The sequence below is a fragment of the Rhodococcus sp. NPDC058639 genome (genome assembly GCF_042717545.1).
GTDB lineage: Bacteria > Actinomycetota > Actinomycetes > Mycobacteriales > Mycobacteriaceae > Rhodococcus.
This window is the reverse complement of sequence record NZ_JBHXRF010000003.1, coordinates 381,333-393,169: the sequence shown is the minus strand read 5'-3', so window position 1 is coordinate 393,169 and position 11,837 is coordinate 381,333. Positions and strand designations below refer to the sequence as shown.

At 69.1% G+C, this 11,837-nt stretch carries 12 protein-coding genes; 9 read left to right on the top strand and 3 right to left on the bottom strand.

Features of this window, described 5'->3' with window-relative positions:
- Positions 1-29: 29 nt before the first annotated feature.
- Positions 30-188 carry a hypothetical protein gene (locus tag ACFWU2_RS07540; RefSeq protein WP_378603318.1) on the top strand — a complete coding sequence of 53 codons (159 nt, stop codon included), beginning with the start codon at positions 30-32 and terminating at the stop codon, positions 186-188.
- A 52-nt stretch (positions 189-240) separates the two neighbouring features.
- Positions 241-681: a hypothetical protein gene (locus ACFWU2_RS07535; protein ID WP_378603315.1), complete on the top strand. Its 441-nt coding sequence runs from the start codon at positions 241-243 to the stop codon at positions 679-681.
- Here the strand turns inward: ACFWU2_RS07535 and ACFWU2_RS07530 are convergent.
- The 3 genes from ACFWU2_RS07530 to ACFWU2_RS07520 form a co-directional block, all read right to left on the bottom strand.
- Positions 635-1,381: a uracil-DNA glycosylase gene (locus tag ACFWU2_RS07530; RefSeq protein ID WP_378603312.1), complete on the bottom strand. Its 747-nt coding sequence runs from the start codon at positions 1,379-1,381 to the stop codon at positions 635-637. The two genes, ACFWU2_RS07535 and ACFWU2_RS07530, sit on opposite strands and share 47 nt — an antisense overlap.
- Positions 1,378-2,847: a PH domain-containing protein gene (locus ACFWU2_RS07525; RefSeq protein ID WP_378603772.1), complete on the bottom strand. Its 1,470-nt coding sequence runs from the start codon at positions 2,845-2,847 to the stop codon at positions 1,378-1,380. Before ACFWU2_RS07525 ends, ACFWU2_RS07530 begins: the two co-directional genes overlap by 4 nt.
- Before the next feature lie 113 nt (positions 2,848-2,960).
- Positions 2,961-3,437 carry a PH domain-containing protein gene (locus tag ACFWU2_RS07520; RefSeq protein WP_378603769.1) on the bottom strand — a complete coding sequence of 159 codons (477 nt, stop codon included), beginning with the start codon at positions 3,435-3,437 and terminating at the stop codon, positions 2,961-2,963.
- A gap of 210 nt (positions 3,438-3,647) precedes the next feature.
- Between ACFWU2_RS07520 and ACFWU2_RS07515 the strand changes: the two genes are divergently transcribed.
- From ACFWU2_RS07515 to ACFWU2_RS07485, 7 genes are all read left to right on the top strand, one after another.
- Positions 3,648-3,848, top strand: coding sequence for a hypothetical protein (locus ACFWU2_RS07515; protein ID WP_378603309.1), 201 nt, complete (start codon positions 3,648-3,650; stop codon positions 3,846-3,848).
- A gap of 44 nt (positions 3,849-3,892) precedes the next feature.
- The gene (locus tag ACFWU2_RS07510) at positions 3,893-6,484 is read left to right on the top strand and encodes a bifunctional FO biosynthesis protein CofGH (protein WP_378603306.1); all 2,592 of its coding nucleotides are present in this window, start codon (positions 3,893-3,895) and stop codon (positions 6,482-6,484) included.
- 186 nt (positions 6,485-6,670) lie between these two features.
- Positions 6,671-6,994, top strand: coding sequence for a ferredoxin (fdxA, locus tag ACFWU2_RS07505; RefSeq protein ID WP_072699889.1), 324 nt, complete (start codon positions 6,671-6,673; stop codon positions 6,992-6,994).
- Between the two features lie 33 nt (positions 6,995-7,027).
- Positions 7,028-8,137 carry a succinyldiaminopimelate transaminase gene (dapC, locus tag ACFWU2_RS07500; protein ID WP_378603303.1) on the top strand — a complete coding sequence of 370 codons (1,110 nt, stop codon included), beginning with the start codon at positions 7,028-7,030 and terminating at the stop codon, positions 8,135-8,137.
- 84 nt (positions 8,138-8,221) lie between these two features.
- The gene (locus ACFWU2_RS07495) at positions 8,222-8,917 is read left to right on the top strand and encodes a rhomboid family intramembrane serine protease (RefSeq protein WP_378603300.1); all 696 of its coding nucleotides are present in this window, start codon (positions 8,222-8,224) and stop codon (positions 8,915-8,917) included.
- A gap of 43 nt (positions 8,918-8,960) precedes the next feature.
- A complete protein-coding gene (locus ACFWU2_RS07490; RefSeq protein ID WP_378603297.1) occupies positions 8,961-10,403 on the top strand; it encodes an acyl-CoA synthetase in 1,443 nt (480 codons plus the stop codon).
- Between the two features lie 208 nt (positions 10,404-10,611).
- Positions 10,612-11,817, top strand: coding sequence for a PucR family transcriptional regulator (locus tag ACFWU2_RS07485; protein ID WP_378603294.1), 1,206 nt, complete (start codon positions 10,612-10,614; stop codon positions 11,815-11,817).
- Positions 11,818-11,837: the final 20 nt, after the last annotated feature.

Sequence of the window (11,837 nt, the reverse complement as noted above, 5' to 3'; positions counted from 1 at the left end):
GCGGGGGCGGCCCCACCACAGGGGGTTCGATGTACAACTGGTCCGTGCAGAATCAGATCGTCGCGTTCGTGGACTCGCTGCGGCCCTATTCCGGCCAGATCCGCGCGGAGTACTACGACGCCCTCTACCACTTCGCCGATCAGCAGAGTGCCCTGCTGACGATGCTCGGCTACCCGCCCGTCCCGTGATCGCACAGGACCCGGTTGCGCCGCCCCCGGCCGTGTGGCGCACTATCGTGTCATGACGGTCGATCCCGCAACCGGGCTGTCCGGTGGTCCCGCGTCCGTATCCGAACCCGCACCGCGCAGGGGCGTAGTCGCCCTGCTCGTGATCAGCGGCGGACTGTGCGCCGTGTTGTCGGTGTTCTACCTGGGCCTCTACCTCGGCGGGGTGCCGTTCCCCATCGTCATCGTGCTGGCCGCCGTGATGAATCTTCTCCTGGTGGCAGCGATGCGAACCGAGACGGGATCGCTGGGCCGCGCTGCGCTTCCGCTGGTGGCGTGGGGCGTCGTCTTCCTGCTGTGCCTGGCCGGCGGTCCCGGCGGCGACCAAGTGGTCGTCGCCGACTGGCGCATCCTGCTGCTGCCGGTCGCGGCCCTCGCGCCGGCCGGTGTGTACCTGTTCTCGGTTCGCATCAAAGAGATTTCACGGGCAGTCCGGCCGCCCGAGCCGCGTCCCTGAGCACCGTCACCACCATGTCCTGCGTCAGCCGCCCGGTGAAGGTGTTCTGCTGGCTCACGTGATAGCACCCGAACAGGTGGAGCGGCTGCCGCGCGTCCGAGGCCGGTTCCAGGACGACATGCGCCCCGTGTGCGAACTTCGGCCGTGGCGCGGGCACCGTCCATCCGGCTGCTGCCGGTACCGGCAGCAGTGACTGCCACCCGAACCCGCCCAGTACCACCACCGCGCGCAGGGTCGGTGACAGCAGATCGAGTTCCTGTTCGAGCCAGTGGCGGCACGTGTCTCGTTCGAGCACCGTCGGTTTGTTCGCCGGCGGAGCACAGTGCACCGGTGAGGTGATGCGCGTTCCGAACAGTTCGAGACCGTCGCCGCGGTGCGTTGCGACCGGCTGCGACGCCAAGCCCGCCTCATACAGAGCCGCGTACAGCACGTCACCCGAACGGTCGCCCGTGAACATCCGCCCGGTGCGGTTTCCTCCGTGTGCCGCAGGCGCGAGCCCGACGATCAGCAGGGACGCGTCGTCCGGCCCGAAGCCGGGCACCGGCCGTCCCCAGTACTCCTCGTCGCGGAAGGCGGCACGCTTCTCGCGCGCGACCTGCTCGCGCCACGCCACCAGCCGCGGGCATGCCCGGCAGTCGACGAGTTCGGCGTCCATCTGTTCGAGGTTTTCCGGCTCCGGGCCGGGCAGCGGGCCCCTCATCGCCGGGCCCAGGAGTCGGCGCAGCCGGGGGTGACCGCCTCGACCAGCGACCACGCGAGTTCTTCGGGAATGTCGATCACCTCGTAGTGTCCTGCCCCGGCCGGCGTCGCGGCGACGACCGTGGCCACACCTGCCCGGCGCTGGAAGAAGGATTGCCGCACCGTCCAGCCGATGATCCCCTCGGCGTCCAGGCTCACGCGTTGCCGGTCTACCGATCCGCTCCGCGTCACGAGACGACCGGGCACGACGGCGTGGCCGAGTCCGCGGTAACGGTCCCATGCGAGTGCGCCAGCGCCCGCAAGGAGTCCCACGAGTACCGCAACCGTCGCCGGAATCGGCAACGAGCGACCGACCACCGCCAGAGCGACGATCACGGCGGCCGCGACAAGAACCACCGGGACGAGTGCGCGCGTGTACCGACGGCGACGGGCCGCGGGACCGTGGGCGAGTAGCGGCACGTTTACGGGGAGCGGATCGGTGAGCACCTGTGCGGCGACGCGGTGCACGTCGCGTTCCGGCGCCGACGGCATCACCAGCGACGATTCGCCGCTTTCCGCGGCGACGCCCGTCATGATCGCGTCGAGACGCGCGCCGCCGGCGAGCCGGAGAGCGAGCGGTTCACGCAGGTTGACTCCGCGCAAGCGCTCGCGGTCGAGGGTCGAATGGCGGACCTTCACGAGGCCGTGGCCGATGCGCAGCATGCGCCCGTCGTCGGTCACCCGCAGGTTTCCGTAGAGCAACACGTACCGCGCGCACGCTGCGATACTCGCGATCAGCAGCACGACGAGCGTGAGGACCGCGACCGAGACCACCACTCCGGCAGCTTCGAATGCCGCGACACCGCGTTCGACGCTGCGGGACTCGGCGAGACGCTCGCCCAGCCCGTACTGGAAGGCGATACCCACCACCGCAGCGATACCGATCAGGCCGGTCGCGGAGAAAGGGGCGTACCGAATCCAGCGCGGATCGAACCGGGCGATCTCGATTTCGGGCGACGCCTCCGCCGAGGGTGCCGTGGCCGTGGCGTCGGCGTCGGCGTCGGTGCGGGCAGACCGGTCGCTGAGAAGGGCGTCGCGCAACGCCGGTACGGAGTCGGCGGCGAGCCCGTTGAGTTCGAACCGGTTGCGGTCGCGGCCGGGGCCGTGGCCGGCGGACTGTCCGGTCCCGATCTTCACGACGGCGAGACCGAGAAGCCGATGCAGGACCCGCTGCTCGACGTCGACCGACCTGATCCGGCTCCGCGGGATCGACAGTTCCTGTCGTTGGAGCAGCCCGCGCCGCAGTTCGACATGCACAGGTCCCACTCGGTACGTCGTCGTGAACCACCGGGACAGGCCGATCACGACGAGCACCGCGGCGGCGGCGAGTCCCCAGTACGGGTTGCCGCTGCTGCTGCCGAGCACCACCGTGCCGACCAGCACGGGCAGCAGGCGCAGGATCTCTTCGACGGGGTGGACGAGCAGCATGCGCGGATCGAGCCTCGACCACGACGCCGATTCGTCCGTCCGGTCGTTCGCGGATACCGCAGATACCGCGGATACCCCGGCGACCTGATCCTGGTCGGGGTGCGGGTCGGTCGTCACGTCGCGTCGATCCCGTCGCGACCTGCGATTTCCGTCAGTCGCGCGACTGTCTCGTCCGCGACGGCCACGTCGAGTGCGGTGATCTCGACCGCGCCGGCGGACGACGCGGTGGTGACGGTGACGGTGGCCAGGCCGAGCCGGCGGTCGATGGGGCCGCGCTCGGTGTCGACCGTCTGGATGCGTGAGATGGGCGCGATGCGCCGTTCCTGGGTGAACCATCCGGATCGCGTGTACACGGCTGTATCGCCGATCTCCCAGCGGTGGACGCGGTACCGCCACTGCGGCACCACCGCGATGTGCAGCCCGCCGACGACGACGGTCGCCGCGGCGGCGGCGACATGCCAGATCGTGAGACGGGGATCGACGACCCACCACACGATCTGCGCGACGACGACCGGCACCCACAGCAGGGCGGCGTTGATCGACCACAGCAAGCGTGCCTTCTCGCTCGGGCGCCACGCCGGGTCGGCCATCCTCACCTGTGTCACCGGCGCCTCGGCCTGCGGCGGCGTCCCTTGCACCGGAGGTTCCGAACGCACCTCGGCATCGCTGTCCACTATGGTCCTCCCATACTCGCCGGGGCCTGTGACGGCGGCCCGACATCCCTGTCGGCATCCAGGCTAGGCTGATGCCGGAACTCGAGCCCGGCCCGTCCGGGCCGGAATCGCACAAGGAGGATCGCCATGACCGAATCGTCGGACGCTCTCGACTTCGACATCCCGCAGGGTGACGATTCCGAAGCCGATCGCCTCGATCAGGCTATTCCTGTGGGTGAGGAACCCGCGGACGTGCCGCCGTCCGACGTGCCCCTCGAAGCCGACCCCGTCGATACCTACGAACAGCACCGCGAAGTGCCGTCGGACGACGACTACCCGCGGGAATAGACCCCGAGGTGGCATGCGCGCCGGGTGAAGCGGATGATCGGCCAATGACCGATTCCGCAGACGACACCGCGCAGTCCGCGATCCTCCCGACGCCCGCCGTGCGTCCCGGGGCGGTACCGCCGCCGGCGCCTTCCGCGATGCGTCGGGCGTTGCGCCGGGCGCGCGACGGCGTCACGCTCAACGTCGACGAATCCGCAGTTCTGTTGCAGGCACGCGGATCCGATCTCGAGGACCTGTGTGTCTCTGCGGCCCGCGTTCGCGATGCGGGTCTGCTCGCCGCCGGACGGCCCGGCACCGTCACCTACTCCCGCAAGGTTTTCGTCCCGATCACCCGGCTCTGCCGGGATCGCTGCCACTACTGCACGTTCGTGACGGTGCCGGGCAAACTCCGCGCCGAAGGCCGCGGGATGTACCTCGAGCCCGACGAGATCCTCGAGATCGCGCGTCAGGGCGCCGAACTGGGCTGTAAAGAAGCCTTGTTCACGCTCGGCGACCGGCCGGAGGAGCGCTGGCCCGAGGCTGCGCAGTGGCTCGAAGAGCGCGGCTACGACTCGACGCTGGACTATGTGCGCGCAATGTCGATCCGGGTTCTCGAGGAGACCGGCCTGCTGCCGCACCTCAACCCCGGTGTCATGAGCTGGGCCGAGATGTCGCGGCTCAAGCCGGTCGCGCCGTCGATGGGCATGATGCTCGAAACCACCTCGGAGCGACTGTTCACCGACAAGGGACAGTGCCATTACGGCAGCCCCGACAAGGACCCCGCGGTGCGCTTGCGCGTGCTCACCGACGCCGGACGTCTGTCGGTGCCGTTCACCACGGGGATTCTCGTGGGTATCGGTGAGACCGTCGCCGAGCGTGCCGACTCGATCCACGCGATCCGGAAGTCGCACAAAGCATTCGGCCATATCCAAGAAGTGATCGTCCAGAACTTCCGCGCCAAGGACGACACCGTGATGCGCGACGCGGACGATGCCGACCTCGACGAATTCCTCGCGGCGGTCGCTGTCTCACGGCTCGTCCTCGGACCCGGCATGCGTATCCAGGCGCCGCCCAACCTCGTCTCGCTCGACGAGTGCCGCGCTCTTCTCGGCGCCGGCGTCGACGACTGGGGCGGAGTCTCGCCGCTGACCCCGGATCACGTCAATCCCGAACGGCCGTGGCCGAACCTCGACACGCTCGCCGCGGTAAGCGCCGACGCGGGTTACGTCCTCACCGAGCGGATCGCCGCCCAACCCCAGTACGTACTGGCAGGGCAGCCCTGGATCGACCCCCGGATCACCACGCACGTGCGCGCACTCGCCGACCCCGAGACCGGGCTGGCCCGTGACCTGCTGCCGACCGGCCTGCCGTGGCAGGAACCCGACATCGACTGGGAGTCGTCGGGCCGAGTGGACCTCAACTCCGAGATCGACGTGAGCGGACGCAACACCGAGTACCGCTCGGACCTCGGCAGTGCGTTCGGCGACTGGGAAACCGTGCGTGAACAGGTGCTCGCCCTCGGCGAGTCGGCTCCGGTCCGGCTCGACAGCGACGTGCTGGCCGCACTTCGCTCGGCCGAGCGCGATCCCGCGGGATGTTCGGACGACGAGTACATCGCGCTCGCCAACGCGGACGGAGCCGGTCTCGAAGCGCTGGTCGCGCTCGCCGACCAGTTGCGCCGCGACACCGTCGGCGACGACGTCACCTACGTGATCAACCGGAACATCAACTTCACCAACATCTGCTACACCGGTTGCCGCTTCTGCGCGTTCGCCCAGCGCAAGGGCGACGCGGACGCGTTCACCCTGTCGGCGCAGGAGGTCGCGGACCGTGCCTGGGAGGCGCATGTCGCCGGCGCCACCGAAGTCTGCATGCAGGGCGGTATCGACCCCGAGTTGCCGGTGACCGGCTACGCCGACCTGGTACGGGCGGTCAAGGCACGTGTTCCGTCCATGCACGTGCATGCGTTCTCGCCGATGGAGATCGTCAACGGCGTGGCCCGCAGTGGTACGTCGATCCGCGACTGGCTGATCGATCTGCGTGAGGCCGGCCTCGACACGATCCCCGGAACAGCCGCGGAGATCCTCGACGACGAGGTCCGCTGGGTGCTGACGAAAGGCAAACTGCCGGCCGCCGAGTGGGTGGAAGTCGTCACCACCGCGCACGAAGTGGGTCTGCGTTCGAGTTCGACGATGATGTACGGGCACGTCGACCAGCCGCACCACTGGGTCGGGCATCTCAACGTGCTTCGCGGAATCCAGGACCGCACGGGCGGATTCACCGAGTTCGTGTTGCTGCCCTTCGTCCATCAGTCGTCGCCGCTGTATCTGGCCGGCGCGTCGCGTCCCGGGCCGACGATGCGCGACAACCGGGCCGCACATGCGCTGGCCCGTGTGATGCTGCACGGTCGGATCGACAACATCCAGACCAGCTGGGTCAAGCTCGGTGTCGCCGGAACGCGCGCGATGCTCGAAGGCGGCGCCAACGATCTGGGCGGCACGCTGATGGAAGAGACCATCTCCCGGATGGCGGGTTCGCAGCACGGCTCGGAGAAGTCGGTCGAAGAACTCGTCGCGATCGCCGAGGGCATCGGCCGTCCCGCGCGTCAGCGCACCACCGCGTACGCACCCCGGGGGCTGGACGCCACCGTTCGGTAGCCTTCCGGAGTCCGGGTGCTTGCGGGTGCACGCCGCCGGGTCAGGGCACCCTAATGCACAGGCGTGCCCGAACAACGGGGGATACTGGACGAGTGGTGAGTGCGCCACGAACGATGGACCGCGCACGGCCGGTGGATCGCCGGTGCGGCCGCGTCGGCGGGCCGACAGAGAGGCAGGGAGACAGCAGTGACGTACACGATTGCGGAACCGTGTGTGGATGTGTTGGACAAGGCATGTATCGAGGAGTGCCCCGTCGACTGCATCTACGAGGGTGGACGCATGCTGTACATCCATCCCGACGAGTGTGTGGACTGTGGAGCCTGCGAACCGGTGTGCCCGGTCGAGGCGATCTTCTACGAGGACGACGTGCCCGACGAGTGGTCCGACTACGTCAAGGCCAACGTCGACTTCTTCGACGACCTGGGTTCGCCCGGCGGAGCGGCGAAGCTCGGCAAGGTCGCCTACGACCCGCCCTTCATCAAGAACCTCCCTCCCATGGGCGAGGAGTAGGTGTCGCTCGATGAACGGACGGGCGGTGCTTCGGTGAAGGCACGTGTACGCCGGTCGGTGGCGAAGAACCTCCCGGACTTCCCGTGGGACTCGCTGTCCGAGGCGAAGGCCAAGGCGGCCGCGCACCCCGACGGAATCGTGAACCTGTCGGTGGGTACGCCGGTGGATCCGGTCGCTCCCGTCATCCGCGATGCACTGGCATCGGTCGCTGCGGAACCGGGGTATCCCACCACCCACGGAACCGAGGAACTGCGGGAGGCGGCCGTGGCCGCGCTCGCGCGCCGTTACGGCATCACCGGACTCGATCCCGCAGCGGTGCTGCCCGCGATCGGAACCAAGGAAATGATCGCGTGGCTGCCCACGCTGCTCGGCCTCGGCGCCGGAGACCTCGTGGTCATCCCCGAACTGGCGTACCCGACGTACGAGGTGGGCGGATTGCTCGCCGGGGTGCGCCTGATCCGCGCCGACGGACTCAACAGGCTGGGCCCCGAAGGTGCCGCGCTGGTGTTCGTCAACTCTCCGTCGAACCCCACCGGCAAGGTGCTCGGCCTCGACCACCTGCGCAAGGTCGTCGACTGGGCGCGAAGCCGCGACGCGATCGTCGTATCCGACGAGTGCTACCTCGGGCTCACCTGGGAGGGCGAAGCCCTCTCGATCCTGCACCCGAGCGTGTGCGACGGAGACCATACGAACCTGCTCGCGGTGCATTCGCTGTCGAAGACGTCGAACCTCGCGAGCTATCGCGCCGGGTTCGTCACCGGCGATGCCGAACTCGTCGCCGACCTCCTCGAGGTGCGCAAACACTCGGGCATGATGATGCCGCTGCCGATCCAGGCGGCGATGACCGCCGCGCTGAACGACGACGAGCACGAGAACATCCAGCGGGAGAAGTACCGGGCACGCCGCGACGTCCTGCTCGCCGCCGTCCGCGGCGCGGGTTTCACCGTGGACCACTCGGAGGCGGGCCTGTACCTCTGGGCGACCCGCGGGGAAGAGTGCCGCGCGACCGTCGACTGGTTCGCCGATCGGGGCATCCTCGTGGCGCCCGGAGAGTTCTACGGTCCCGGCGGCGTGCTGCACGTGCGGATCGCGCTCACCGCCACCGACGATGCGATCGACGCTGCCGCTCGGCGACTGCGCTGAGGCTCCGTCCGGTGCACGGCGCTTACGCTCCGACGCGGCGGCGTTGCCGTGTGCCCGTACCCGGATCGCCGGTAGATTGAGCGCGTGAGTGCATCCGGCGACGATCCACGCCTGTGGGCGTTCTACGCTGCCGTCGTAGCGCTCACCGCCCTCGCCGCAATGCCCGATCCTCGTTCGTCCCGCGCGGCGGCGCGCTCGTGGTGGTGGCCCCCGCCGATGGCCGCCGTCGTGTTGTGGGGCGTCGTCGCGGTGGCGTCGGTGACGAGGCTGATCGTGCCGTCCCTGGTCGAGTTGTTCCGGCGCGAACCGGTCCGCACGCGCGACGGGGGACAGTGGTGGCGCGTGCTGACCGCCGGACTCGTCGAGGACGGCGGTGTCGTCGTCACCGCCGCGAACCTTGCCCTGCTCGCGGTGGTCGCCGTCGCAGCAGTACGGATATGGGGCTGGTATCGCGCGGCCGCGCTCTTCGTCGTCGGACAGATCCTGTGGGGACTGTTCACGACGTTCGTTTCTCCGTCGGTGGGTGCCGGCACCTCCGGCGCGACACTTGCCCTCGCCGCGTCGATCGCGGGGTTGTGGCCGGTGGTGGGGGCGCGGCGGCGATTGCTGCTGGCCTCCTCGGCCACGTTTCTTCTCGGGGTGGTTCTCGTGGCGTTCGACGACGCCCACGGTGTCGCCGTGCTGATCGGGATGCTGCTCGGCGCGGTGCTCGGAACCGTGCTGCCGCCCCGGCGTCCGGCGGTGCTCAACTCGGGGTCGTTCGGCGGGGTCACGTCGTGACGAGAGTGCCGGTGCCGCCGGCAGGTATGGAATCCTGTCGCGTGTGTCTGCACTCCTCCGTTCGCTGAATCCACTGGCCGTCGCTCGCGGCGACGACATTCCCGACGCCGTCCGCATCGACGGCCACACCCTCTCCCGGAGCGACGTCCTCGGTGCCGGAACAGCGCTCGCCGCGAGGGTCGCGCGGGCCGAACGGGTCGCGGTCCTCGCACACCCCACGGCGACGACCGTCGTCGCGATCGTCGGTTGCCTTCTCGCGGGGGTGACGGTCGTGCCGGTTCCGCCGGACTCGGGACCGGCGGAACTGTCGCACATTCTGAAGGATTCCGGCGCTCAGGCGTGGGTCGGCGCCGCTCCGGACACCCAGCATCCCGAGGTGCCGCAACTCCCGGTGCTCCCCGTGCGACTCCACGCCCGCGACTGGCATCACGTGCCCGAACCGTCGCCGCGCCGGACCGCGTTCGTGCTCTACACCTCGGGTACCACGGGTGCACCGAAGGGCGTCCTGCTCAGCCGCGGTGCGATCGCCGCCGGGATCGATGCGCTCGCCGACGCATGGGACTGGACGGAACGCGACACGCTGGTGCACGGCCTGCCGTTGTTCCACGTCCACGGTCTCGTGCTCGGGTTGCTCGGCCCGCTCCGCGTCGGCAGCCGCCTGATTCACACGGGCACTCCCACCCCGGAGGCGTACGCGCGCGCACGCGGCACCCTGTACTTCGGTGTTCCGACCGTGTGGTCGCGCATCGTGCAGGACGAGGAGTCGGCCCGTGCGCTGAGCGGTGCTCGTCTGCTCGTCTCCGGGAGCGCCCCGCTGCCGGTGCCGGTGTTCGAGAAACTGCGGGAGTTGACGGGCCTGACGCCCATCGAGCGGTACGGAATGAGCGAGACGATGCTCACCCTGAGTACCCGGGTGGACGGTGAGCGCCGCCCCGGCTGGGTCGGGACGCCGGTCGCGGGCGTGCAGACGCGACTGCGGGACGAGCACGGTGCCGATGTGCCGCACGACGGCGAGAGCATCGGCGTCCTGCAGGTGCGCGGGCCGATGCTGTTCGACGGCTACCTGAACCGGCCCGATGAGACGGCCGCCTCCTGGACCGAGGACGGGTGGTTCGTCACAGGCGACGTGGCGGTCGTCGACGACGCCGGTTTCCACCGGATCGTGGGCCGCGAGTCGACGGATCTGATCAAATCCGGTGGTTTCCGGGTGGGTGCCGGAGAAATCGAGACGGTGCTGCTCGGTCATCCGTCGGTGGGGGAGGTGGCCGTGGTGGGCCTGCCCGACACGGACCTGGGGCAGCGCATCGTGGCGTTCGTCGTCCCCGCGCCCTCGGGTCCGGGGGTGGACGAAGACATGTTGATAAGTTATGTTGCAGAACAACTTTCGGTTCACAAGCGGCCGCGCGAGGTGCGTGTCGTGGACGCGCTGCCCCGTAACGCGATGGGAAAGGTGCAGAAGAAGCAACTGGCGTCGGACGCCCGGTGACCACCGGTCGTGCAGCAGTTCGTGCGACTCCGGATCATAGAAAAGACGCCCCAGGGGTTGCGCATGCCGCGGTACGAGGCGGATTCTCTACTGCACGGTATATAGGTTTGTTACTTCGATGGGGGTTCGAGGGATGTCTGTAACGGATCAGATCCGTATAGCGGAGCACGGCCGGGGTGGCGGTCGTCAAAGCGAGGTTCCCAGATTCGTGGTCGACGGGAAGCCTGCGTCGGTACCGCTGCGAGATCTGCCCGCCGTCGCGCGCAAGCTCGTGGCGCATTTCGCGGACAATGTCGCGCCGTGTTCGCTGCGCCCTGGCGAGTCGCTGCGAGGCGACGTCACCGAGGTCACGGTCCGCTGTCTTCGTATCGCGATCCATCTGCTCGACGCCGGAGAGTTGCCCTCCGACTCGGATCTCGCCGATCTGCGTAGCAGCGCCGCGCAGTGGGCACGCGCCGGGTTCCGTCTCGAATACATGCTGCGCATCTACCACGAGGGTATCCGCCTGGGCTGGGAACTCGTCACCGAGAAAGCACGCGAAGGTGACGTCACCGCGCTCGCCGACGCGTCCCGGTTGTGGATGGCGCTGCTCGAGAAGGTCACGGTCGCCGCGACCACCGGGTTCGTCGCGGAACTCGATGCCATCCGGCGTGAACGCGATGTCGCGGCCCAGGAATTGGTCACCGCGCTGCTCAGCGGACAGGACGCGGCGTCGGTGGCGCAACGCTCGGGTCTCGAGCTTGCCGACGGCTACACGGTTCTCGCGGTCTCGCTCGCGCGGCATCCCGACGAACGCAATCCCCACGTCCGGCCCGAGGTGGTCGCGCGCCGCACCCTGCGGCGGGTCGAGATCGAACTCGAGACGCTGTGCGAAGGCAAGCATCTTGCGTTGCTCGGCCCGGAGGGAGGTACCGTCCTGCTGCCGGGTTCGTCCGCTACCGCACTCATCGACGAGTTCCGGGAGCGGATCGGCACCGTCGCGGGGGTGGAGGTGACCGTTGCGCTCGTCCACGCGGAGGTTCCGGAGATCCCGTCGGCCGCGAAACAGGCGCACGAACTCCTCGACCTGGTGCGCCGCCTGGGCCGGCCGGCGGGGGCCTACAGCATCGCGGACCTCGCGCTCGAATATCAGCTCACCCGGCCCGGACCGGCGCGTAAGCATCTCGCCCGGGTGCTCGAACCGCTCGACGACGCCGCGGAACTTGTCGAGACCCTCGAGACGCACATCGCGCACGATCTCAGCCGGCAACTCACGGCGCGCACGCTGCACGTGCATGCCAACACCGTCGACTACCGCCTCAAGCGGGTCGCGCAGCTCACCGGCTTCGATCCCACCCGCCCGTCGGGCCTGCGGCAGTTGCAGGCCGCGTTGATCGCCCGCAGGCTCGAAGGGCTGTATCCCGAAGCGAGCTGACCTCACCGTCTCGTCACGCA